This is a genomic window from Micromonospora sp. NPDC049359, from assembly GCF_044466585.1.
GTDB lineage: Bacteria > Actinomycetota > Actinomycetes > Mycobacteriales > Micromonosporaceae > Micromonospora.
The window spans coordinates 507,652-530,228 of the sequence record NZ_JBITMW010000001.1; the positions used below are offsets into that span (position 1 = coordinate 507,652).

Below are 22,577 nucleotides of genomic sequence, written 5' to 3' on the forward strand. Positions count from 1 at the left end.
CGCGCCAACAACCCGACCCACGTCGTGGTCCAAGAACTGTGCCGGCAAGAACAAACCGCACGGATAAGGGTCGCGAAAGCTAGAGCCACCACCGTACCCTTCCATCCTGGCGCCTAGGGAGACTCGCTCTGACTCCCCGTCGCCAACACGAACGCGCAAAGTCCGGGCAGGAAGGGTTGCACCGGCCATACTTGCAGTAGAAAGGATTGGAGTGGGCCTAGGAGAGCCGCCGGCCGAGATCGAACAAGTGGTCATTCCTCGCCAGCGGCTACGCATAGTTGAAGGTGATAAGAGCGTTACGCTGCTGGGCAGTGATGAGAGGCGTAAGGGCGTTCGCGGAGCATGCCGCCTGTGCCGCACTGAAGGTCCGCTGCAGCTTAGCCATATAGTCCCAAGATGGGCTTATCGATGGATGAAGCAGGAAGGCACCCCAATCGGCACTGCCAATAACTGGACTATCAAATACGTCGAACAAGACGGGTCCAAGCATTACCTACTCTGCTCCAAGTGCGAGACCTACTTGGGTGATGCCGAGCGGTACTTAAGCCTCCTCGCACGCGGCACAGATGCCGATCTTCGACGTATCCACGTCGACCTTCTTCCTGGCCCCACGCTTCAAGGAGTTGAATTCCATCTCGTAATGCGCGGACTGCTAGGAATCCTGTACAAGATTCACTATGCACCCTCTCCACCCTTTGGGAAGTTCAGCTTTGACAGCAAGCTGATTGATCGACTACAACGTCGCCTCATTTCGGATGATTACCCTACCCACTCACTTTTCATCTATGCCACAAAGTGGCTCGCAGGCGAGGGAAAGCTGGGGAATCCGAAGGCAGTAATGTTCCCGGAACTCAAAGATTTAGGAGGCGGGCCCAAAATATTTGACTTGTTCATGGGAGGATGGTCGTGGTCCATAGTCATCGGATCACCCTCCGGCGCCGCCAGGGACGCGCGTCTATCACAGTATTTTCTGCGCCACCGTGAACCATGGCGAGTCCTGGTGGGCAACATTGAACAGCACAGGTATCTTGCAGGCGATTATTACGATTCACTTGAGGAGCATCCGTGGCTAGAGCCATGGCTCAGTGAACCTCAGGCCACACCATGGTCGGAGTTGGACCCATTCGGCCCATGTCCCTGCGGGCTCGGGGAACGTGATTTCCTGAACTGCTGCCGGGAAACTTGGTGCCGACAGTCGGGGTAGGCCGGGTGCGCTAGCCCGGCACCCCGGATTCACATGCCTCAAGATGCCCGACGCCTCGCTTACAAGCTCTGTGCACAGCATCCGCACACCTCCGGAAACGGCCGCACGCTCGGAGTCTTGTCCATGCCGGTCCTCGTCTGTGTGCCGCCGTTCGGCGCGGTTGCTGTCAGCGTTGCTGTCGGCAGCCATACCGCCAGCGGCCCAAGCCGACCTCAGCCGGGGGGGATGCGGTCTCAAGCTGTCGGCTGCTGCCAGCTGGTGTCGAGCTGCGTCGACGAACAGGTGCGGGCCCCGTCGGTTGGCGTTTGGATCCAACGGGCATCAAGGCTCACTCCGCCTTCTTGCTGCCTCGCCGCCTTGCCGGCCACCTGCGCGGGCGGTGGGTCAGTGAGCGTGGCCTTGGACGGAGGCTTGCAGCCCGGCAGCGGTGCTGCACGGCGCGCTGTACGGCAGCAACACGTGATGGGTATCTTGAGCTCGCCCCACAACACTAGGCCGAGGGAGCCCGGGTGTGATTCCTGCACGCCAAGTGGAGGTCCGCTGGGCTTTGTGGATGGTCTGGGATCAGAAGTGTGGTTGGTGTGGTGAGCAGCTGACGTTCAGCGAGATGGAAGTCGATCACATCATCCCGCAGTCTCTGGTTGGGAAGGATCTACGCAAAGCGCTATGCCTGCACGGCCTTTCGCATGACTACGACGTGCAGGCACCCCCGAACTTGCTCCCGAGTTGCCGACGTTGCAACAGCATCAAGAGTGCGCGGATTGCACCCAACACGCCTATTATCAGCATCTTGTTGCAAAGCGCGGAGAGACGGGCGAAAAGGGTCAGCACTAGGGCAGCAAACTTCAAGGCTGACCGCAAGGTTGACGAAGCCTTCAATCTCCTCACAGATATCTTCTCTAACCAAGGCCTTGACCTCGCCAGGCTGAAGCAAGCAGGCAAGGAATGGACTCGCGCGCGCTCGGCAGCGAAAGTGATTGCTCCTGTGGTCGCCGCCCTGCCCGAAGTGCAAGAGGCCGGAGGCCTTGCCCTACACCCGAACCTCCAGATAAAGGTAGACCAAGGTAGACCTTGGCGGTTGGACGCTTGTGAAGCCGCTGACTCCTTCCGTTGCACTAGTTTTCGGGCGGCGACCGAATCGGCGTGATCGGTTCCCATCCCAGCTATGTTTGCTCGCACTGCGGCAACGGCCCTTGGAACGGCACGCAGTGTCTAACTTGTGGGAACCGAGAAGCACCGGATTGGTGACCGTGGAGCAGGCCCATCGATCCGTAGTCGGCTGCACCGTCCTGACTCCCCAGCCGATTGGCCGCTTGGCCGCTTAGTCCCGAACACCGTCGCAGCGCATCGTTTGCTTCCAACGGTTGCCATTCCGTGTTGCTGAGCTCTGCCACGGCCCTGCCTGTTGCCATCCTGTGTTGCCCTCAAGCAAGGCGTTTGATGCTCCCTTGCTGCGCGGAAAGTGGGCCGGTCAGTTCGCGTCGGTGATGCTCTGTCGGTATTCCAGAGCTTCGGGCACCTCCTCGTACTGCAGGAGGTTTCCCGTCAAAGCGAGTAGGTGCGTTTTGGCCTCCGCCGGGGTGACGCGGAAGAACTCACGGCGCTGGTTGACGAGATTCACCCGACGGTCCGCCAGGCGGGCGTGCATCTGGGCCTCGATACCGACAGCGTCATCGGCGAAGAACAGGGCATGCACGTCAAAGTTGAACGGTACCGAGGCGTCACTCAACTCTCGCACCCGGTCGAAGGGGTCCAGGCGCCGGGTCATGCCGATCTTCACCATGTGCTCGCCGAACGCCCCAATGTTGGAGATCACGTAGACGTACCCAGCGCGGACGTTCGCGGCCCGGTAGTCCACGGCCTCGGTCGCCGCCTCGACCTCGGCCAGGCGTTCCTCCATGTCCGCGACGCCCTCGACGTCACCCTTGGCCCGAAGGGCGGCAAGGGCGTTAGCGTAGTGCTGCCGCTCCTTCTCAAGGCGCGCGCGTTCGCGATCGATCTCCTGCTGGACCTTCCGCTCCTCGCGTAGGCGGGCCTTCTCCTCCCGCTCCCGTTCTTTCTCCTCGGCCACCTTCGCCAAGTAGTCCGCGGTAAGCCGGAGCTCCTTGATCCTCAGGCGGTGGTAGTCGTCGGAGATGCGGATGCCCATCTGCACGCCCAGGCGGGCAATCGTCTCGGCGACCTTGTTCAGGCGTTCTTTGGCCGAGTCCAGCTTGTAGGGCTTGAGGCCCCGGACCAGGTTGTCTGCTTCAGCATTGTAGGCGCGCAGCATGAGCTTGGAGATGTCCCTGACCATGGCGCGACCCTTTGCCTCGGAGCCGCTGACAGTCCAGTTGGCGCTCACCTGGACGGCACCGCCGTCCTTCCTGGCCATGGCCTTGATCTGATCCTGGATGGTGGCGAGCTTGCCCTGGTAGGCGACGGCGTCAGTTAGCGGGTGCTGGTACTCGTACACCCCCACCTCCTGCAGCAACGCAATCTCCTCGGTGACGACCACATGCCGCTTCAGGCCCGTCATCTGCTGATTGAGCTCGGCGGTCTGCTGTGTCAACCGGTCGCGGTACTGCTCCAACTCGATGGCGTCCATCACCCCGAGTCGCTTCATCTCGGACCGCAGACGATCTAGCTCGGCGCGTAGCTGGGCGACCTCGCCTTGGCGCTGATCCAGCTGCCCCTGCAGCTTGGTGGCCTCGGCATGCCATGCGTTGAGCTTCTTCTGCAGCTCCCCGTTCTCGGCGGCAAGCTCCCGCGCCTTGCCGCGAGCTCCGAACAAGGGGATGCTCTCGTCGACCCAGAGCTGCCACCCAGCAGGGGGCGGACCCCATGCCGGGTCCGGAGTCCAACCGGCTGGCGGTATCCAGCCTGCTGGGGGCTGAGGCCAATTCGGGGGTGGGTTGTATCGCGTCGTCATGGCGGGGCGAGGGTCCTTTCTGGCTGGCCGGCCAACGTAGGACGCCCTCGATGATCTGGTCAATCCGCCGCAGGTGCCCCAAAGCCAGACTGTCGTAGGCACGACACTTCGTGCCCAGGTGGCCAATCTCCTAGCCGCAGCACTCCCGAATATCGGCAGAAGCAACGACCGCCAGGGCCGCTGACCTGCGGAAGGGCGGTTCGCCAGGGACTTGACCCCTGAATCCTTCTCGTGCCGAATGGATCATGGCGAACCGGGCGGATCGGCCGGCTGAGCTGGGTGAACTATTCCGTTGTCTGACAGTGGTTGACAGTTCTTGTCGGGCTCAGTTGTGCCGGATCTGTGCCCGATGATCTTGCCGGTCATGCCCGCTGTCCAGCCCGCCCGGCAGGCCACACCTACTTGAAGACCCCAATGATTCCGGTGACCGTGCCGACGAGGCCACTGACCGTCGCCAGCTTCGCGGAGGCCCCGGTCCAAATGCCCTTCGACCTCTCGCGCCAGCCCAGACACCACCAGTCACGCCCGAACTTCTGCCACTTGTGCTGTCGAAGGTGACAGCCCATGACTAGGCCGGTTGAGTTGTTGCGGCGGAACTCCACAGCGCCGCCACGCTTCCGGTTGATCGCGCCGCAGTACACCTGCGCCGCCGCTCCACTTGAGAGCCGGCGATCACTCGTGCTGCGCTTGCCTTGGTCGCGTCGCGCAGGGGTGTTGTTGCTACGCCCATCTATCCTGACGGGGCTGATTTGCGCTCATGCCCTTGAAGCGAGGTTGAGTTGTCCGAAGTCGAAGCAGTCGGTACATGGGTCGGTTTGATTACGGGTGTTTTTGGTGTCGCATTGTCTATCGTGACGATTTGGTTCGCCCTTACCACGGACCGCCGAAGCAAGGAGGTAAGCGACCAAACAATTCGATCTCTACAGAAGATAGAATCTGCAGTTGAGCGATCGTCCAGCGACACGCAGAGTCTTATTAAGGTGGCCTGGGACCGGCTACTCGAAGGACCTAGCCGTTTCGTCTCCCATTCTGCGGAACCACGATCCACCCAAGCGCTGGAGACCGCTAACTCCGGACTTAGCGCTGAGATCCAAGCTGAACTCGAAGACTTGAAGAAGGCGACAAATGACGGGGGCGCCGCAGAGCAAATTGCGCAGCTCACGGCATCGATTGAGGCATTGCATCTCCAGCTAAGCAAGCGGGAAGAAGAGGATAGGAGAACACCATCTAGCAGGACGACCCCCAATGAACAAATCGATTACCTCCTTTCCACTTTGGCACAATTGGACCCCCGCGGCCTTGAGCTTTTCCGCATCATTGCCAACACCTCTAGACATCTCACTCGTGAACAATACGTAGCCCTTGCGGACAAGAAGTCGGACATCGCCTTCGCGATCTTCGATCTCAGAGAAAGTCGTCTGCTTGTTCCGCTGAAAGGTGCCAAGGATGAGCCCGTCTACTATCTTCATCCGAACATCTCGCGGGTTGCCCGGACGGCACTTAAGCTAACCAGCGAGAGGCACCCGGAAATTGCTGAAACACTTTGGAGTTCGTTGCGGGCTGTGGGATACATGCCGAGAGAGCGACCCTAATGTGGCCCCAAGGCTGTGGGGACACCACCGCTGTTCCCCGCTGCCGCGTCGGCTAGCCATCCCGTCGCCGACGACGGCACTCCCGCCGGACCACCACCGATCACCACCGGAGTCGTCCAGCCCGGCGCCCCGATCGAAGTCGAACGGGTCGTGAACGCCACCGGCCTGATCAGCCTCGCCGGACGGCAACACCCCGTCGGCTACCACCTCGCCGGCCGCCGTGTCACCGTCCGACTCGACCGCGGTCTCATGCAGATCACCACCGACGGCGTCCTTCTGCGCAACCTGCCCAACCCGCTGGCATCGGCCGAGATCGCCGGCATCCGCGACGCCCGCCCCGCCGGACCCCAACCAACCCCAGCACCCGAACCTCTGCGGGTTGAACGCCGTGTCAGCTGCCGAGGAGCTCTCGTCGTCGCGGGTCGACGCATCCACGTCGGCAACATCCACGCCGGCCGAACACTCAGCATCGAAGCCGGCGACACCACCTCTCCGCGTCCACGACGGCGATCAACTCCTCACCGAGGTTCCCCGCACCACCGACAAGGACATCACCCGCTTCAAGGTCCGCAAGCCCGAACCGCCACGAGCTGCGCAAGGATGAAGCTGTGGAAAAGCAACCCGTCTTCGCCGACCCGTGGTGGGACCTACGCGGCGACGAGCCCGTCGAACGACAGCAACGCAAAGCCCTGCACACCGAACTTCTTATCGAGGTGGCACCCGGCCACCCGCTGCACGGCCAGCCCACGAGGATCGTTGCGAGGTCGCAGGCGTCGGACGACATCCTCGTTCAGCTCCCCGAACGTTGGGCACTCATCCACCTCACCTGGAAAGGCGCCCCGGAGACACCGCCCTGGCCAAAGACCGAGTTTTACGACACCATCCACACCCCCGTGCAGTGCCTCCAAGAGGCCGACTGAACATCAAGGGAAAAGCAAGATCGTCTAGCCGGACGTGTCACCCACGTCTTGAGACTGATCTGTCACGCAGGTCCTGAGACCCGACACGCCGCCACACTGGCGAGCCCGAGCTGGCTCAGCGCCGGCGGGACTCCGCAACGAAGACGCCGCGACCCGGACGGCCGACCAGCACACCCTGCTTCCGCAGCCTCGCCACCGCCCGGCTGATCGTCGACTGCGAGACGTCGTACGCATCCGCCAGCGCCCGACCAGAAGGAAGCTGCGACCCAGGCGGGTACGTCCCGTCCTTGATCTTTCCCATCAGAGCGTCGAGCAGTTCGTCCATCGTGGGCGGGATAGGCACGTGGGGCCCCTTGCAGTCGGTTGGCCCACCCAGTATTGATCAGCCGTTTCGACGCAGGCAACACACGTAGCACGAGTGACATAAGTGGGTAGCTGACTCGGAGACATGCTTGACATAGGTGACTCGGTGGCAATAGCGTCACTGTCGGTGATGCGGTGCTGCTGCGGTCGGTTGGCGCCTCTCGTACCGGTCTCGCATCGCCGCCGAGACCCCACCCTCCGCGCTCCCCCGGCGCGGCCCTGCTGCCGTACCGCCGATCGAGGCTGCGGTCGCAGGGTGGGGCGGTCTCCGCCGCCCGCAACCGGCGGAGGCCGCCCCCTCCACTTCGACGCGACCCGACGAAGGGCGGTCCCCCGTGCGCGACCTGATCCGCCGGCTGCTGAACCGACGCGAAGAAAGACCACCGACGGCAGCAAGCCAAGACCGATGACCGAGCGCTGGGTGATCCACCTGCCGGTGACCGCGCCCGACCTGTTCCGGGCCCGGATTTTCGCCCGTACCGCCGCCCGCGTGCTGGCCCGGCTCAGCGCCCACGTCGAGCCGGGCGGGGTGACCGTGTCGGCCGAGGACCAGCAGTGCGTACGCCACTGGGTCTTCTGCGACCAGCGACTACCCGCCGGCGGCCGTTGTGCCCTACCGCCCGACCACACCGCGCCCTGCTCGCGACGCGCGCCCCGGCGCCGCGCACTCTTCCAAAAATGATCAAGAGGTTTGCGTCACCGATCAGCTTTCCGGTGACGCAAACCTCTTGATCAACACGCTCAAGTTGATCAACACGCGCAAGCTGCCCGGCAGCCCCGGGACGTCAGCCGGCGCGGAACGCCACCCAGGCGTCGCTCATCCGGTCGGCCTGGCCGGCGGTGAACATGTCCATGCAGGAGTCCTGCGTGTAGTCCATGAAGTTGTGGATCGGGTCCAGGCCGGGCGCGGTGCAGGTGTCCGCGCCGATCGGACAGTCGAACTGCGGGGCGGCCTCGCGGGGGGTGTCCGCCACGAAGTCGCCGGACGCCGAGCAGCCGTGCGCGAAGGTGTGCTCCAGCATCAGCCAGTGCCCGACCTCGTGCGTCAGCGTGTCACCGAGGGCGTACTTGCCGGCCGTGCCGCCCGGCATCGACTCGTCGAGCATCACCACGCCGTCGATGTAGTCGCGGCCGTTGTTGTAGCCCTTCGGGAAGTACGCCCAGCCGAGGAGCCCGCCGCCGATGTTGGCCGCGTACACGTTCAGGGTCTCCGAGTCGCCGGTGTAGAGCGCCTTCTTCATGTCGCGCTCGTTCTTGCCCGGCTCGACCGTGTACCAGGCGCTGTTCACCGTCCACGTCGTGTCGACGAGCGAGAACCGGAACGGCGTGTCCGAGGCGTCCGCCGACGTGCGCCCGGCGTACGAGTCGTTGAGGACCGTCATCTGCGCCGCGATGAGGGTCTTCCAGCGGGCCGTCTCGGCGGCGGTGAACGGGTGGTCGGAGACCATGTGGAAGACCGTCGGCACGGTCACGCTGCCGTTGGGCAGCCGCGGCGCGTCCTTGATCACGCCGTAGGCGTTGGCCTCGTTCTTCGAGTACAGCTCCGGCTCTTTGGCCGTTGCGCCGGAGGTGACCCGGGCGGCGCTCGGCTCGCTGGCGCAGGCGGTGACACCCGGGGACGCGGTCACGGGGGCGGCGGTGGCCAGCGCCCCGGACGCGCCGCCGGACGCCAGGAACGTGGCGGCGGTGGCGGTGAGGACCGCCAGCCGGAAGGGGGATCTGCTCTGCATCGGTGCACCTTTCGGTGAGGGAGCGGTGCGGGTTCGACGATGCCGTCGCATCGGTATGAGAACACGTCGACGACATCGACAAAAGCCCCTCTGAGCAGGGAATATGCCGATGTAACGGAACCTGATCCGCCAGCGCTGATTGGGTCGCTCCGCGCGGTTGCGGGCATGCCCGCGCCACCCCTCGCTGACCGTCCACACAGTGCAGGCCTCGACCACTAGGCTGCTGATCCGGCACGCAGTGGCGATGCCAGGACGGGGGCGGCGATGAACGCCGAAGATCGCATCGAACGGGCCCGGAAGCTCTACGAACAGGCCGTGTACAGCGGCGATGGCCACGTACTGGCCGACGCCGAACGGGACCTGGACGCGGTGGAGGCCGACGCCGCGCTGGCCCGCGGGCGGATCCTGCACGCCCGGTATCTCGACGAACGATCCCGGGGCGACACGCCCCCCGTCGAGGACCCGGCGGAACTGCCGTTGTTCGAGCGTGCGAACGAGCTGTACCAGGCCCTCGCCGACACCCGCGGCCAGGCCGAGGCGCTGTTCTGGATCGGCTGCCTGCACCAGATCATCCGGCGCGACAACGAGACCGCCGTCCCGCACCTGGAAAGGTCCCGCCAACTGGCGGCGCAGGTCGGCGACCGGTCGACCGAGGCCGAGGCCCTGCGACACCTGGGCATCGCGGCGCACATGGCCGGCCGGCTGGATGAAGCGCGCGAGCGGCTGGAGGAGTCGTCACGGCTGCGCCGAGATATCGGAGCGCTGTCCGGTGTGGCCGCCAACATGGTCGGGCTGGCCTACGTCGCCGCCGCCCAGGACCGCCACGCGGACGCGCTCGCGACCCTCGACGAGGCGGACGCCATCGCGCAGGCGCACGGCGCCCATGCCGTCGTGCGGCAGATCGAAGAAGCGAGAACGCAGATCTAGGCAGGTCAGAGGATCCGGGTGACCTGCTCGGCGGCGACGACCGCGTCCCGTCGGGCCGGGTCGAGATTGGCGCTGATGACCACCGACGCGCCGGCCGAGAGCGGCGCGAGCAACCACTTCAGCGGCTGCTCGTGCTCGGCCGCATCCACCAGCAGCCGGTCACCGGCGCGCAGGTCGAGCATCCCGGCGACCTCCCGGGCGAGCGCACCCCACTGCCCGTAGGTCGTGCCGTCCGCGCTCGCCTGGTCCGACGGGCGGATGGCGGTGTGGTCGGGCGTGACGTCCGGGTGGCGAAGCACCTCGGCGGACCAGTCCAACCAGCCCAGCGGCACGTCGGCGAGCCGGCCCGGCCCGGTGCCGACCAGGTAGCGGTGCGGCGCGTCCGGCACGTCCTCCAACCAGTCGTCCTGGCGCTCCGGCGTCACGAAGACCGCGTCGAACGGCCGGTCGCCGCCGGGCTCCAGCACCGGCAGGCCCGCCGTGGCACGCGGCCGGAACGACACCGCCAGCCCGCACGCCCACGCCCCCAACAACACCGCGGCGGTACGCCAGTGCGCAGGCAGTAACACCGCTACGCGGCTGCCGGGGCCGAGCCCGCAGCCGTCCCGCAGCAGGCTCGCGCTGCGCGCGGACCAGGCGCCGACCTGCTGGGCGGTGAGGTCGACGCGCTCGCCGGTCGCCTCGTCGCGGTAGCTGAGCAGCGGGCTCTCGATGGCGGTGGGCGGGACCGTCAGGTCGGCCGTGGCGTGTGGCTGCATCCGCGTGCTCCCGGTGGTGACGACGTCCGCACCACCCTACGCAACGACTTTGGTCGCCGTCGCCATCGGCCGATGGCCGTAGCGGCTGGCCGGCTGGCTCGCGCACGGTGACCGGCGACCCCCGACCGAGCCGCCGAGGAGCATCCGTGCCGACCGAACCCGACCGTGCCGACCGTCCGCCGCTGCGCCGCCGGCTTGTGCCGGTGGTGGCATTGCTGCTGCTCGCGCCCTGGGCGGCCGAGTGCTCGTGGGGTGGCTTCGCCATCGACGACTTCCTCCCGGTGATCATCGCCCTGGGCCCGATGTACGGCGGAGCGGCGATCCTGATCCGGGAGGCCGCCCGACGCCTAGGCGCGGGATGGCCGGCGATCGTGCTGCTCGCCGCCGCGTTCGGCGTCCTGCAGGCCGGTCTGGTGGACCAGTCGCTGTTCAACCCCGGCTACCTCGACGACACCCAGTACGCCGACACCCGCTCCGCCGCCGAGGCGTCGCTGGTGCCGGGGCTCGGGTTCAGCCTCCGGCAGGCGTACGACTACGTCGGTAACCACATCCTGCTGACCATCTGCGCGCCGATCGTGTTCGTCGAGTCGTTCCTCGGCGCGAAGCGGCGGCGTCGGCCGTGGCTCGGGCGACCCGGGCTCGCCGTGGTCGGAGTGCTCTATCTGCTCGGCAGCCTGCTGGTCTTCACCTCGCCCGAGGGCCGCAAGAACTTCCTGGCCAGCCCGCTGCAACTGGGCTTCGCCACGGCGGTCGTCCTCGCCCTGGTCGCGGCGGCCCTGCTGCCCCGCTGGCGGCAAGCCCGTCCGCGTCGCGCCCGGCGGGTGCCGCACCCGCTCTGGGTCGGCCTACTGGTCGTCGTCGCCCACCTCTTCACCGACCCGACGCCCGGCTGGCCGGGGGTGCTCGTCGCGCTAACGGTCGCGGCAGCGGTCGGCGCGCTGGTCGTGTACTGGTCGGGGGGCGTGCGCTGGGGGCAGCGGCACGTGCTCGCCGCCGCCTCAGCGAACGTGGTCAGCGCCGCCGCGTTCGCGTACCTGGTGCCGCCGTACTCCCCGGCGAGCCCGGCAGCGGCCCTGGCCGGCGACGTGGCGGTCACCGTCGTCACCCTGGCCCTGGTCGGCGGCGCGTGGTGGCGGCTGCGCCCTGCCACGTCCGGCCCGGCGTCCACCATCGTGGACGCCGGGCCACCCGCCGCTATTCCGAGATCATGACGACGTCGGTCGGGCGGTCGACCTTCACCTCGACGCCGTAGTCGAACAACGCGAGCGTCGAGGTGACCGTCCCCCGGTCCAGCCGGCCCTTCGCCGTCGACTCCCAGGTGACGGTGAGCGCCACCGTCGCGATCCGGCCGTCGCGATCCAGCGTGACGTCACCGGTCGTGCCGGTCGACCCGTCCCGGTCCGCCGTCGTGTACGTGAAGTGCAGGCTGCCGTCCGGGTTCTCGGTGACCGTCGCGTTCGCGCTCTTCAGCGCGGCGAACAGGGCAGCCGGGTCGGGTGCGACGGCGCCCAGCACGGCGTTCCCGTCGCCCTGCAGCGCGAGGCGGTCGTATTTACCGGGGTGCTGCCCGTAGCGGCCGTACGTCTCGCCCGGTCCCTTGTCGGGCGGCAGCTCGCCCTGCGGCCGTTCCGCGCCCTCGTACCGGGTGCCGTTGATCAGCAGTTCGGTCTGGATCGAGTCGTCGTGCGGAACCCGGACGTACCCCGTGGCGGTCCTCGGGTCGAACGCGCCCTCGTAGGTCAGCCCGCCCGGCCCCGAGTTGTCCAGGCGCATCCGGTAGCTGATGTTCTCGCTGGCGGTGGCCGCCGAGACCAGGCGCAGCGCCGGCGAGACCTGCTCCGGACGCGCGGCCCGGGCGGTGACGCCGGGACGCTCGGGTGGGGCGTTCGTCGTCACCGTGACGGCGGTGCCGACACCCAACGCCAGCAGCGCGCAGGTCGTACCCGCCAGGGCGGTGGCCCGACGGCGGCGACCCCGCCGACCGCGCTCGAGCAGCGCCGGCACGTCCGGGGCGGAATCCGGTTCGCCGTCCACGAGGTCGTGTAGGCCGCGTACCAGACGGTCGTCGATGTCGTTCATGACTGTCACCTGCTCACCGAGTCGAAGGATCTGTTCAGGAGGTGTCGCAACGCGCCCAACGCCCGGGCGTTCTGGCTCTTGACGGTGCCCAGCGAGCAACCCAGGATCTGAGCGACCTCGCGCTCGCTCAGGTCCTCGTAGTGGCGCAGCACCACGACCGCGCGTTGCTTCGCCGGCAGCGCCAGCAGCGCCCGGCGCAGGACGTCGGCGTCGGGGTCGCTGCCGCCACCCGGGGCGGCCCGGTCGGGAACGTCCGCGACGAGGCTCTCGCGGCGGCGGCGCCGCCAGATCGAGGTGTGGTTGTTGACCAGCGCCCGGCGAAGGTAGGCGTGCGGGTCGTCGAGTCGGGACAGCCGCCGCCACCGCTCGTAGACCCGGACCAGGCTGTCCTGGAGCAACTCCTCGGCCCGCCAGCGGTCGCCGCAGAGCAGCATGGCCAGCCGGATATGTCGCTCCCACGCCACCTCGACGAACGCGACGTAGGACCGGTCCGTCGCGGACAGAGGATTCTGTTGGTCGGTCACGCCCCTACCACGCAGCGGGCCCGCAGAAGGTTGTCGCGGCGGCCACCCTTCGCAGGCCGGACGGTGCTCAGAACTGGTCGCGGGCCCGGGCGCCGGCCTGGATGAGCCGGTCCAGAACCGCGCGAGCACCGGCGAGCTGGTCGATGGACGTGGTGATCCGATCGCGCTCCACCGCGAGAGCGTCGAGGAGCTCGGGGCAGGTGGGAGCCAGCACGGTGGCGTCATCCGGGATGCAGGGAAGGATCTCGGCGATCGCCGCGGTGTTCAAGCCGGCGGACAACAACAGTTGGATGTGCCGCACCGCCCGCAGCGCCTGGGAGTCGTAGTGGCGGTAACCGCTGGCGAGACGGGCCGGCTGCAGGAGGCCCTGCTCCTCGTAGTACCGCAGGGCGCGGGGGGTGGTGCCCGCCTCCCGCGCCAGTTCGCTGATCCGCACCCCGACAGCAGATCAGGGCTTGACCTTCACGTCAACGTCAAGGTCTAGCGTCGTCGCCGTGACACACCCCAACCTGGACAATCAATCCGGCACCGTCGCCGTGCTGGGGCTCGGCCCGATGGGCCGGGCGCTGGCCGCCGCGTCGCTCGCCGCCGGCCACCCCACCGTGCTCTGGAACCGCTCACCCGCCAAGGCGAGCGCGCTGGTGGCCCAGGGGGCGGTGCTCGCTCCGACGGTGGCCGACGCGGCACAACGGGCATCGGTCGTCATCGCCTGCGTCATGAACTACCGAGCGGTCCGCGCCATCCTGTCGGGGCTCGAACGCCCGCCGAGCGGACCATTCGTCAACCTCAGCAGCGGGCACGCCGCCGAGGCACGGGACATGGCGGACTGGGCCGCGCAGCGGGGCGTCAGCTACCTCGACGGCGCCATCCTGACGCCCGCGCCGACCATCGGCACACCGGCCGCGACGATTCTCTACAGCGGTCCGCGAACCCTCTTCGACGAGAGCCTTCCCCGGTTGGAGAGCTTCGGTGGATCCAGCGCCTACCTCGGGGCGGACGTCGGCACGGCGGCGGCGTACGAGATGGCGCTGCTCGACCTGTTCGCCATGTCCGTCGGCGGGCTCGCGCACGCCTTCGCCCTGGCCAGCACCGAAGGTATCGCCCCGACCGCGTTCGCTCGCTTCGCCAGAGGAATCGGTGGCCTGTTGCCCGACATGGCCGACCGGTTCGCCGACCAACTCACGTCCGGGGCCTTCGCCGCCGACATCTCCACCATCGCGTCGGCCGGCTCGGCGATCGGCCACGTCCGGGACGCCGCGGCCGCACGCGGTGTCGACCCCACGCCGCTACAGGCCGTGCAATCGATCATCGAACGGGCCATCGCGGCGGGCCACGGAGGCGACAGCTACGCCCGGCTGGCCCAGTCGCTCGTACCAGCCGATCCGGCGGAGGCGGCACGATGATCACGGTCAGCGGCGACTAAACGCCGTCGCAGCGGCTGACGTCGCTTCAGCGCTTCGCCCGCTGTTCACGTCGCGGCAAGCTGACGCTCCCCGGCGAGTGCCAGCCTCCGAGCGGGTACGAACCGACGGAGGAAGTCCTTGACACTCAGAAGAACACTCACCGCGCTGACCGCGGCCGGTGTGGCTGCCGCCAGCCTGACCGGGGCCACCCCCGCCACGGCCGGCGTACACCACCACCCGGGACCGGCACTCGCCTTTGACCGGGTTGCCACGTACCCGGTCTTCCAGAACCGCCCGGCTGGCGAGGACCCCGCGACCGCGACGGTCGCCGAGATCTCGACGGTCAGCGAGGACGGCCGCACCCTGATCTACACCGATGCGCTGGCCCGGCGCATCGGCTTCCTGGACATCTCCCGGTCGGACCGGCCACAGGGCCTCGGCACGCTCTCGCTGGCGCAGCTCGGCGACGCCGAGGACGAGCCCACCTCGGTGACCGTGGTCGGCCGGTACGTGCTGGTGGTGGTGAACACCAGCAGCAGCTACACCGAGCCGTCCGGCCGACTCGACGTGATCGAGCTGGCAACTCGCCAGCGGGTGACGAGCTTCGACCTCGGCGGTCAGCCCGACTCGATCGCGGTCAGCAAGGACAAGCGGTACGCCGCGATCGCAATCGAGAACGAGCGCGACGAGGAGGCCACCCCGCCGGGCGGCGAGGAGGGCGACCTTCCCCAGGCGCCCGCCGGCTTCGTGCAGGTCGTCGACCTGACCGGGAAGTCCCCGGCCGGGTGGCGGCTGCGACCGGTCGCGCTCACCGGTGCCGACGGCAGCGCGCTGCCCCCGCTTGTCCACGCCGGGCTGGCCGCGCCGACCGACCCGGAGCCGGAGTACGTCTCGATCAACGGCCGGAACGAGCTGGCCGTGACGCTTCAGGAGAACAACGGCGTCGCCCTGATCGACCTGCCCACCGGCCGGATCACCAAGGTGTTCAGCGCGGGCACCGCCACGATCAGCGGGGTCGACACCACGAAGGACGGTGTCATCGACCTGACCGGCAGCATCACCGACGTTCCGCGCGAGCCGGACGCGGTGGCCTGGGTCGACGACCGTTACCTGGCCACGGCCAACGAGGGTGACTGGCACGGCGGCACGCGTGGCTGGTCGGTCTTCGACAGCCGGACCGGGCGGGTCGCCTGGGACGCCGGCAACACCTTCGAGCGGCTCGCCGTCACGTACGGGCTGCACAACGAGGACCGGGCCGGCAAAAAGGGCACCGAGCCGGAGGGCGTGGCCGTCGCCGAGTACGACGGCGTGCGGTACGCCTTCGTCGGCTCGGAGCGCAGCAACTTCGTCGCCGTGTACGAACTGGGCGACCCCACCCGGCCGGTGTTCCGGCAGATCCTGCCGACCACCAACGGACCGGAGGGCCTGCTGCCCATCCCGTCGCGCGGCCTGCTCGCCGTCTCCAGCGAGACGGACGACGCGTCGGTCAACGTCCGGGCATCGGTGTCTCTCTTCCGGATCGGCAGGGGCACCACGGCCTTCCCGAGCATCGTCTCCGCGTCGGAGGAGTCAGGCGCTCCGATCGGGTGGGGCGCACTCGGCGCGTTGAGCGCGGTGCCGGGTAAGCGGGACCAGCTCTACAGCGTCACCGACGCTGCGTACAGCCAGACCCGGATCCTCACCATCGACGCGAAGCGCACGCCCGCCGTGATCACCGGTGCGCTGCCGGTGCGGGACGCGGCCGGCACGCCGGTCGGATACGACGCGGAGGGCATCTTCGCCCGCCCGCAGGGCGGCTTCTGGCTCGCCGTCGAGGGTGCCAAGGGCACGGAGAACAGGCTGGTCCGGCTCGACGCTGCCGGGGTGACCCGGCAGAGCGTCGCGCTGCCCGCCGAGGTCGCTGCCGGCCTGGGCAAGCAGGGCCTGGAGGGCGTCACGGCGACGACCGACCGGCAGGGCCGGGAGATCGTCTGGGTGGCCGTGCAGCGGGAGCTGAGCACCGACCCGGCCGGCATCGTGCGTCTCGGCCGGTACGACGTCACGGCGGGCACCTGGAGCTGGTTCGGCTACCAGTTGGAGAGCACCACCGTGCCGGGCGACTGGATGGGGCTCTCCGAGATCACCGTGGTCGGCGACCGGTTGGCGGTCATCGAGCGGGACAAGCTCAACGGCCCGGCCGCCACGGTGAAGCGGATCTACACCGTGCCGCTGCCGGTCGCGGCGGCGACCGGCCCGTTGACCGTGCTCCCGAAGAAACTCGCCGTCGACGTGCTGCCCGCGCTCCGGGCCACCAACGGTTGGACCCAGGAGAAGCTGGAGGGTCTGACCGTGTCCGGCAACGGCGAGGTGTACGCGATCACCGACAACGACGGGGTCAAGGACGCCACCGGCGAGACGGTGCTCCTGCGCCTCGGCGCGAGCCGGAAGGTCTTCGGCCAAAAGTGACCGCCGACCGCCCGGCGCCCCTCGATCAGGCGGGCGCCGGGCGGCGCGGTGTTGTCACGAGCACGCGGCGAACGGCCGGTCGAAGCCCTCGTTATCGTTGACCACATCCCGACGGCCCTGTTCATCCGCACTCTCTTCGGGATGGGCCCGTGGCAGAAGCGAGATGCTCCATGATCCGTCCCGACGTGTCGAAACTCCGCGCAGATGCGCGGCGGCGAGCCGCAAACCGTCCCCCAGGTCCCGCGTTGACCAAGGTCGAAGATCTCCGTGGACCGAACGGGATCGTTCTGCGCCACTACCGGCCCTCCGAGCGGGCGCGGCCGCTGGTTGTCTTTGCCCACGGTGGCGCCTTCGTCCTGGGTGACCTGGACACCCATGACCGAACCTGTCGCCGCATCGCGGACGCGTGCGACGTCGAGGTGTTGGCCGTCGACTACCGGCGTGCGCCGGAGCATCCCTACCCTGCGGCCATCGAGGACGTGGTGTCGGTGCTCCGTTGGGCGCGCCCGGCAGCGGTTGCCGGGGACAGTGCCGGCGGCTACCTGGCGACCATGGCCTGCCTGCGGCTGCGCGACGCGGGCGATCCCCTGCCCGCCCTTCAGGTCCTGATCTGCCCGAACACCGACCTGACGCTTTCACAGGCCAGCATCGTGGAAATGGGCGACGGTCACGCGCTTGATGCCGACTTCCTCGCCTGGGCCATTACGCAGTGGACGCCCGACCCTGTGGATCGCGCGCCCGCCAGCCCCTTGCTGGCAGCAGACCTGCACGGCATGCCCGATGCGCTCATCGTGACCGCCGAGCACGACGCGCTGCGAGATGAAGGCGATGCCTACGCCCACCGGTTGGCGCAGGCCGGGGCACGGGTGGTGCACTGGCAGGAGGCCGGCCTGGAGCACGGCTTCATCCAGAACACGGACCCGGCATCGGCAGAGGCGGCCGCCCAGGGCCGGTTGTTCGACGAACTCGCCGCGCTGATCCGCGGACAGCCCGACCCGCCGCACGGGAACTGAACTGCCGATGTTGACCTGCCACGAGCGGACGTCCTGAAGGCCTGGTCTCAGTCGGGCAGTTCCGGGCCGCCGTGGAGCAGCGCGGCCAGCAGGTCGCCGTACTCCTCGACCCGGTCCAGGACCTCGGCGGCGGTGAACTGGCGGACGGCCGGTTTCCGGCCGCGCCCGCCGGCCTCGACCTCGTCCCAGGTCAGCGGCGTCGATACCGACGGCACCGACTGCGCCCGCAGGGAGTACGGCGCGACGGTGGTCTTCGCCGCGTTGTTCTGGCTCCAGTCGATGAAGACCTTGCCCGGACGAAGGTTCTTCGCCATCTTCGACACGATCAGCTTCGGGTGCGCCTTCTCCAACTCCTGCGCGATCCGACGCGCGTAGGCGGAGACGTCGTCGGCCGACTGGGTGCCGGCGATCGGGCAGCAGAGCTGCATGCCCTTCTTGCCGGACGTCTTCGGGTACGAGTCGATGCCGTCGTCGGCGAGCCGGTCGCGCATCAGCACCGCCACCGGGCAGCACTCGGCGAGGCCGGCCGGCGGTCCCGGGTCCAGGTCGACCACCATCATGTCCGGGTGCTCGTCGACCTTCCACTGCGGCGTGTGCAGTTCCAGCGCGGCGAGGTTGGCCAGCCAGACCAGGGTGGGCAGGTCGTCGGCGACGACGTAGTCGATGGTCTCCCGGCCCTTCGTCGACCCGGGCGCGGGCAGCGTCTCGACGCGTACCCAGTCGGGGGTCGCGGCCGGCTTGTTCTTCTCGAAGAAGGACTTGTCGTCCACCCCGTTCGGAAAGCGGATGCGGGTGACCGGCCGGTCGGCCAGGTGCGGCAGCAGCACCGGCGAGATCCGGGTGTAGTAGTCGATCACCTCGCCCTTGGTGAAGCCGACCGCCGGATAGAGGACCTTGTCCAGGTTGGACAGCTCCAACGCGCGGCCCTCGACGTCCACCCGCAGCTTCTCAGCCGGCATCGTCGACCTCCTCCGGCGGCTTGTCCGGGCGCAACCGCAGCACCCGGGGGAAGCGCAGCCGGCCGTCGGGGGTGCGCTGGCCGTACTTCACCTCCACCACCACCCGGGGTGCTACCCAGATGGCCCCGCGGGCATCCTCGCGCGGCACGCCCGCCGCGAACGGTGACGCGCCGGTACGCAGCGGCTCCAGCTCGGCGAGGAGCTGCCGTTCGATCGCCGCGCCGATCCCGCCACCGACCCGACCACGGTAGGTCAGCCGTCCGTCCGGGCCGGGCACCCCGACCAGCAGCCCGCCGATGCGCCGCGCGCCCGGCCGCCAGCCCCCGACGACGAAGTCGCCGGTCACCTCCAGTTTGACCTTCACCCAGTCCGGCGAGCGAACCCCGGGGCGGTAGACGGCGCCGACCCGCTTGGCCATCACGCCCTCCAGACCGTGCTCCCCGGCGGCCTCGTAGGTGGCCGGGCCGTCGGCGAACACCGGCGGCACCGCCCACCGCGCGCCGCCGAGCGCGAGCGCGTCCAGGGCCTCCCGACGGCGCTCGTACGACCAGCCGGTCAGATCGTCGCCGTTCAGGCGCAACAGGTCGAAGATCATGTACGTCACCGGCATCACCGCCGCCAGCCGGGCGGCCTTGGCGTGGTCCCGGACGTGCATCCGCTCGGCCAACGCGGTGAACGACGGCTGCCCACCCTCGCCCAGCAGCACCACCTCGCCGTCGAGCAGCGCGTCGTCGACCTGCGAGGACAGGGTGGCCAGTTCGGGGTACGCGGCGGTGATCTCCACGCCGGAGCGGGCATACAGGTGTTGGGCACCGCCGGAGATGTTGGCGAGCGCCCGGACCCCGTCCCACTTGAACTCGTACGCCCAGCCGTCACCCGCCGGGAGCGGCCCGGTCATCGCGAGCATCGGCTTGAGCGGCGCGCCGGGCACGACCCGACTGTAGTAGCAGGCCGAACACCTCGCGTGGAGTTCCTGCGGATGCGAGCATGGTCGATATCGGGGAAGGGAGCGCAGGATGCGTGCCATCTGGAAGGGAGCCGTGTCGTTCGGGCTCGTCTCGATCGGGGTGAAGCTCTACTCGGCGACCGAGGAGAAGGACATTCGGTTCCACCAGGTGCACCGCGAGGACGGCGGTCGCATCCGCTACAAGCGCACCTGCTCGGTCTGCGGCGAGGAGGTCACCTACGACGACATCGCCAAGGGCTACGACATCGGCGGCGGCGAGATGGTGATCCTCACCGACGAGGACTTCGCCGACCTGCCGCTGACCAGCTCCCGGGCGATCGACGTGCTGGAGTTCGTCCCCGCCGAGCAGGTCGACCCGATCCTCTACAACAAGGCCTACTACCTGGAGCCGGAGGGCACGGCCACCAAGCCGTACGTGCTGCTGCGGGACGCGCTTCTCGACTCGGAGCGGGTGGCCATCGTCAAGGTCGCGCTGCGCCAGCGGGAGCAGTTGGCGACCCTGCGGGTCCGCGAAGGTGTGCTGCTGCTCAACACGATGCTCTGGCCGGACGAGATCCGTACCCCCGAGTTCGGATTCCTCGACGAGGACCTCAAGGTGCGTCCGCCGGAGCTGGCGATGGCCAGCTCCCTGATCGACTCGATGACCGGGGAGTTCGAGCCGGACGTCTTCACCGACGACTACCGGGCCGCGTTGCAGGAGGTCATCGACGCCAAGGTGGAGGGTCGGGAGGTCGTCCAGCCGGAGGAGGTCGAGGAGGCGCCGGCCGCGGCGGTGGACCTGATGGCCGCGCTGAAGGCCTCGGTGGACCGGGCCCGGGCGGCGCGCGGCGAGCAGCCCGCGCGGGGTGGCGGCGGCGAGCCGACGCCCATCTCGTCGGCCCGGTCGGCGCAGAAGGCGGCCGAGAAGAAGGCCGCCAAGGCGCCCGCGAAGAAGACCGCGACGAAGAAGACCGCCGAGAAGAAGGCGGCCGAGCCGGCGAAGAAGACCGCCGCCAAGAAGACCGCAGCGAAGAAGGCCGAGCCCGCGAAGAAGACCGCCGCGCGCAAGACCGCACCCCGCAAGAGCGCCTGAGGTACGCGGCACCGACGGTGTCCGCCGGACCGGGTACGCTCCGCCGGCCGTCGGCCACCGGAGGAGCCCCCATGCCGCACACCCCTGACCTGGACCGGTTGTTGACGCCCGGGGCGCGTTTCACCGACGAACACGGCGCGTACCTCGTCGAGGCCCATCCGCTGGGCGACGTCGTACTGCCGACCGGTCGGGTCGTCGGGTGCGATCCGCTGGTCGTACCGGAGGCCGAGCCGTACACGGTGGCCGTCGCGCCGGGGCGGTACCCCGCCCGCGCCTGGGTGGCCGTGGTTTTGCGGGAGGACGCCGAGGTGGACCGGCGGGTGGCCGCGCTGGAACTGGTGATCCGCGCCGAGCCGACGACCCGCTGGGAGCAGGCCGTGGTGGGCGACCAGGACGTCGCCGCGCTCGGCGCCGACGACTACTTCGGGTACGGCGTGGACGCCGGTGCCGGCACGCTCGCCGACCCGACCGCGCTCGCCGCCCTGGAGAGCTGGGACGAGGAGCGGATCGAGGACGTCTTCATCCCCGCCGGGCTGCCCTCGTCGCCGGTTCCAGGGCTGATCACGGCCGTGCTGGACGAGGCCACCGGCGCGAACATCGTCACGGTCGCCACGGGCTGGGGCGACGGCTGCTACGGCACCTGGATCGGGCGGACCGCCGACGGGAGGGTCACCTCGTTCGTGACCGACTTCATGGTGGTCCCGGAGTAACGTCCCGCAGACGGCGTTTCTGGGCAATCCGAGTCGTCCGGGGCGGGCACAGCGGGCCGCCGGGCGGGTACCGTGTGCGTCGGCTTTCCCCCCGGCACCGGGTGCCGGCCACACCTTCGCAGCAGGGAGTCGACGACGTGAGCGAGCGCACGCAGGAGAACCGGTCGGAGGGCCAGAGCCCGGCGACGAAGGCGGGGCGGCGGCTGGCCGCCCAGTTGGCGGCGCAGAAGGCGGCCGAGGCGAAGCGCCGCCGCCAGGCCTGGGCCGGCGGGATCGTCGGTGTCGCCGTGATGGCGCTGCTCATCGGCGGTTTCGTCTGGATCGACAAGAACCGGGACGACAAGCCCAGCAACGCCTCCGGCGCCAACCCGTCCGCCTCCGCCGCGGCGCCGGACGCCCCCACCGCGCCGCCCGCGCCGCCCGCGCCGCAGCTTCCCGAGGGCGCGGACCCGGCGTTGGGCAGCAAGCCGACGGTGAAGGCGGGCACGGGCGAGCTGAAGAAGCTCACGGTCACCCCGATGATCAAGGGCACCGGCCCGGCGGTCAAGAAGGGGCAGAACATCACCACCAACTACGTGGGCGTCTTCTACAAGGACGGCAAGGAGTTCGACTCGTCCTGGAACGCCGGCCAGCCGGCCACCTTCCCGATCGGCGTGGGCCAGGTCATCCCCGGCTGGGACCAGGGTCTGGTGGGTGTGACCGTGGGCAGCCGGGTGCAGCTCGACATCCCGGGCGAGCTGGCGTACGGCAACGACGAGGCCAAAGCAGGCGGTCGGCCGACCGGTCCGCTGCGCTTCGTGGTGGACGTGCTCGCCGCCCAGTGACCCGTCCGGATCGCCCCGGTTGTCACCCCGGCGCGATGGCTTTGTTCACATGGGGCTTCCTGCCCGTCACCCTCCGGCAGTAGGTTCGGCGTCACCCCGGGCGGCCGCAGTCCGGGGTGACGACGCGGACGCGGGACGGTGGAGGTACCTGTGACGGCGCTGGAGGATCTCGGGCG

21 protein-coding genes are annotated in these 22,577 nt (G+C 68.7%); 12 read left to right on the forward strand and 9 right to left on the reverse strand.

Going from position 1 to position 22,577, the window contains the following annotated elements:
• Nucleotides 1–1,715 precede the first annotated feature (1,715 nt).
• Nucleotides 1,716–2,351, forward strand: a complete 636-nt coding sequence (locus tag ACIBTX_RS02340) for an HNH endonuclease (protein WP_396831938.1) — start codon at nucleotides 1,716–1,718, stop codon at nucleotides 2,349–2,351.
• A gap of 324 nt (nucleotides 2,352–2,675) precedes the next feature.
• On the opposite strand, the gene ACIBTX_RS02345 is transcribed toward ACIBTX_RS02340, so the two are convergent.
• A complete protein-coding gene (locus ACIBTX_RS02345) occupies nucleotides 2,676–3,977 on the reverse strand; it encodes a DUF4041 domain-containing protein (protein WP_396831940.1) in 1,302 nt (433 codons plus the stop codon).
• A gap of 917 nt (nucleotides 3,978–4,894) precedes the next feature.
• Here ACIBTX_RS02345 and ACIBTX_RS02350 point away from each other — a divergent pair.
• Both ACIBTX_RS02350 and ACIBTX_RS02355 read left to right on the forward strand, forming a co-directional pair.
• Nucleotides 4,895–5,707, forward strand: coding sequence for a hypothetical protein (locus ACIBTX_RS02350; protein WP_396831941.1), 813 nt, complete (start codon nucleotides 4,895–4,897; stop codon nucleotides 5,705–5,707).
• Between the two features lie 608 nt (nucleotides 5,708–6,315).
• Nucleotides 6,316–6,627 (forward strand): hypothetical protein, encoded by a 312-nt coding sequence (locus tag ACIBTX_RS02355; RefSeq protein ID WP_396831942.1) that lies wholly within the window; start codon nucleotides 6,316–6,318, stop codon nucleotides 6,625–6,627.
• A gap of 115 nt (nucleotides 6,628–6,742) precedes the next feature.
• On the opposite strand, the gene ACIBTX_RS02360 is transcribed toward ACIBTX_RS02355, so the two are convergent.
• Nucleotides 6,743–6,952 (reverse strand): winged helix-turn-helix domain-containing protein, encoded by a 210-nt coding sequence (locus ACIBTX_RS02360; RefSeq protein ID WP_396832128.1) that lies wholly within the window; start codon nucleotides 6,950–6,952, stop codon nucleotides 6,743–6,745.
• A 444-nt stretch (nucleotides 6,953–7,396) separates the two neighbouring features.
• Here ACIBTX_RS02360 and ACIBTX_RS02365 point away from each other — a divergent pair, with 444 nt between their 5' ends.
• On the forward strand, nucleotides 7,397–7,672 hold the full coding sequence (locus ACIBTX_RS02365; RefSeq protein ID WP_357393054.1) for a hypothetical protein: 276 nt from the start codon (nucleotides 7,397–7,399) through the stop codon (nucleotides 7,670–7,672).
• Between the two features lie 103 nt (nucleotides 7,673–7,775).
• Here ACIBTX_RS02365 and ACIBTX_RS02370 read toward each other — a convergent pair whose 3' ends face one another.
• A complete protein-coding gene (locus ACIBTX_RS02370; RefSeq protein ID WP_396831943.1) occupies nucleotides 7,776–8,720 on the reverse strand; it encodes a zinc metalloprotease in 945 nt (314 codons plus the stop codon).
• A gap of 264 nt (nucleotides 8,721–8,984) precedes the next feature.
• Between ACIBTX_RS02370 and ACIBTX_RS02375 the strand changes: the two genes are divergently transcribed.
• Nucleotides 8,985–9,647, forward strand: coding sequence for a tetratricopeptide repeat protein (locus ACIBTX_RS02375; protein ID WP_357171990.1), 663 nt, complete (start codon nucleotides 8,985–8,987; stop codon nucleotides 9,645–9,647).
• A gap of 5 nt (nucleotides 9,648–9,652) precedes the next feature.
• On the opposite strand, the gene ACIBTX_RS02380 is transcribed toward ACIBTX_RS02375, so the two are convergent.
• Nucleotides 9,653–10,405 carry a TIGR03089 family protein gene (locus tag ACIBTX_RS02380; protein ID WP_357171991.1) on the reverse strand — a complete coding sequence of 251 codons (753 nt, stop codon included), beginning with the start codon at nucleotides 10,403–10,405 and terminating at the stop codon, nucleotides 9,653–9,655.
• A gap of 146 nt (nucleotides 10,406–10,551) precedes the next feature.
• Here ACIBTX_RS02380 and ACIBTX_RS02385 point away from each other — a divergent pair, with 146 nt between their 5' ends.
• Complete coding sequence (locus ACIBTX_RS02385) at nucleotides 10,552–11,616, forward strand: hypothetical protein (RefSeq protein WP_396831944.1); 1,065 nt, start codon at nucleotides 10,552–10,554, stop codon at nucleotides 11,614–11,616.
• On the opposite strand, the gene ACIBTX_RS02390 is transcribed toward ACIBTX_RS02385, so the two are convergent.
• The 3 genes from ACIBTX_RS02390 to ACIBTX_RS02400 all read right to left on the reverse strand — a co-directional run bounded on the left by ACIBTX_RS02390 (nucleotide 11,600) and on the right by ACIBTX_RS02400 (nucleotide 13,444).
• Nucleotides 11,600–12,484: a hypothetical protein gene (locus ACIBTX_RS02390; RefSeq protein ID WP_357393044.1), complete on the reverse strand. Its 885-nt coding sequence runs from the start codon at nucleotides 12,482–12,484 to the stop codon at nucleotides 11,600–11,602. The genes ACIBTX_RS02385 and ACIBTX_RS02390 overlap by 17 nt on opposite strands.
• A 5-nt stretch (nucleotides 12,485–12,489) precedes the next feature.
• Nucleotides 12,490–13,008 carry a SigE family RNA polymerase sigma factor gene (locus tag ACIBTX_RS02395; RefSeq protein WP_357123825.1) on the reverse strand — a complete coding sequence of 173 codons (519 nt, stop codon included), beginning with the start codon at nucleotides 13,006–13,008 and terminating at the stop codon, nucleotides 12,490–12,492.
• A gap of 67 nt (nucleotides 13,009–13,075) precedes the next feature.
• Nucleotides 13,076–13,444 carry a MerR family transcriptional regulator gene (locus ACIBTX_RS02400; RefSeq protein WP_357123822.1) on the reverse strand — a complete coding sequence of 123 codons (369 nt, stop codon included), beginning with the start codon at nucleotides 13,442–13,444 and terminating at the stop codon, nucleotides 13,076–13,078.
• Between the two features lie 58 nt (nucleotides 13,445–13,502).
• Here ACIBTX_RS02400 and ACIBTX_RS02405 point away from each other — a divergent pair, with 58 nt between their 5' ends.
• From ACIBTX_RS02405 to ACIBTX_RS02415, 3 genes are all read left to right on the forward strand, one after another.
• Nucleotides 13,503–14,411 (forward strand): NAD(P)-binding domain-containing protein, encoded by a 909-nt coding sequence (locus ACIBTX_RS02405; RefSeq protein ID WP_357171994.1) that lies wholly within the window; start codon nucleotides 13,503–13,505, stop codon nucleotides 14,409–14,411.
• A 138-nt stretch (nucleotides 14,412–14,549) separates the two neighbouring features.
• Nucleotides 14,550–16,856, forward strand: coding sequence for an esterase-like activity of phytase family protein (locus tag ACIBTX_RS02410; protein ID WP_357171995.1), 2,307 nt, complete (start codon nucleotides 14,550–14,552; stop codon nucleotides 16,854–16,856).
• Nucleotides 16,857–17,101: 245 nt separating this feature from the next.
• On the forward strand, nucleotides 17,102–17,869 hold the full coding sequence (locus ACIBTX_RS02415; RefSeq protein ID WP_357171996.1) for an alpha/beta hydrolase: 768 nt from the start codon (nucleotides 17,102–17,104) through the stop codon (nucleotides 17,867–17,869).
• Between the two features lie 47 nt (nucleotides 17,870–17,916).
• Here the strand turns inward: ACIBTX_RS02415 and ligD (ACIBTX_RS02420) are convergent, their stop codons facing one another.
• Nucleotides 17,917–18,828 carry a non-homologous end-joining DNA ligase gene (ligD, locus tag ACIBTX_RS02420; protein WP_396831946.1) on the reverse strand — a complete coding sequence of 304 codons (912 nt, stop codon included), beginning with the start codon at nucleotides 18,826–18,828 and terminating at the stop codon, nucleotides 17,917–17,919.
• Nucleotides 18,818–19,759, reverse strand: coding sequence for a non-homologous end-joining DNA ligase (gene ligD / locus ACIBTX_RS02425; RefSeq protein WP_357171998.1), 942 nt, complete (start codon nucleotides 19,757–19,759; stop codon nucleotides 18,818–18,820). Before ligD (ACIBTX_RS02425) ends, ligD (ACIBTX_RS02420) begins: the two co-directional genes overlap by 11 nt.
• A gap of 85 nt (nucleotides 19,760–19,844) precedes the next feature.
• Here ligD (ACIBTX_RS02425) and ACIBTX_RS02430 point away from each other — a divergent pair, with 85 nt between their 5' ends.
• From ACIBTX_RS02430 to ACIBTX_RS02440, 3 genes are all read left to right on the forward strand, one after another.
• Nucleotides 19,845–20,867: a Ku protein gene (locus ACIBTX_RS02430; protein WP_396831947.1), complete on the forward strand. Its 1,023-nt coding sequence runs from the start codon at nucleotides 19,845–19,847 to the stop codon at nucleotides 20,865–20,867.
• 71 nt (nucleotides 20,868–20,938) lie between these two features.
• Nucleotides 20,939–21,577 carry a DUF4241 domain-containing protein gene (locus ACIBTX_RS02435; protein WP_396831948.1) on the forward strand — a complete coding sequence of 213 codons (639 nt, stop codon included), beginning with the start codon at nucleotides 20,939–20,941 and terminating at the stop codon, nucleotides 21,575–21,577.
• A gap of 101 nt (nucleotides 21,578–21,678) precedes the next feature.
• Complete coding sequence (locus ACIBTX_RS02440) at nucleotides 21,679–22,401, forward strand: FKBP-type peptidyl-prolyl cis-trans isomerase (protein WP_357124659.1); 723 nt, start codon at nucleotides 21,679–21,681, stop codon at nucleotides 22,399–22,401.
• The last annotated feature ends 176 nt before the right edge of the window (nucleotides 22,402–22,577 follow it).

Coding starts and splice junctions, on each gene's coding strand:
- ACIBTX_RS02375 (WP_357171990.1), top strand. CDS start 8,985: ATGAACGCCGAAGATCGCATCGAACGGGCCCGGAAGCTCTACGAACAG.
- ACIBTX_RS02360 (WP_396832128.1), bottom strand. CDS start 6,952: ATGGACGAACTGCTCGACGCTCTGATGGGAAAGATCAAGGACGGGACG.
- ACIBTX_RS02365 (WP_357393054.1), top strand. CDS start 7,397: ATGACCGAGCGCTGGGTGATCCACCTGCCGGTGACCGCGCCCGACCTG.
- ligD (WP_396831946.1), bottom strand. CDS start 18,828: ATGCCGGCTGAGAAGCTGCGGGTGGACGTCGAGGGCCGCGCGTTGGAG.
- ACIBTX_RS02370 (WP_396831943.1), bottom strand. CDS start 8,720: ATGCAGAGCAGATCCCCCTTCCGGCTGGCGGTCCTCACCGCCACCGCC.
- ACIBTX_RS02430 (WP_396831947.1), top strand. CDS start 19,845: ATGCGTGCCATCTGGAAGGGAGCCGTGTCGTTCGGGCTCGTCTCGATC.
- ACIBTX_RS02380 (WP_357171991.1), bottom strand. CDS start 10,405: ATGCAGCCACACGCCACGGCCGACCTGACGGTCCCGCCCACCGCCATC.
- ACIBTX_RS02435 (WP_396831948.1), top strand. CDS start 20,939: ATGCCGCACACCCCTGACCTGGACCGGTTGTTGACGCCCGGGGCGCGT.
- ACIBTX_RS02390 (WP_357393044.1), bottom strand. CDS start 12,484: ATGAACGACATCGACGACCGTCTGGTACGCGGCCTACACGACCTCGTG.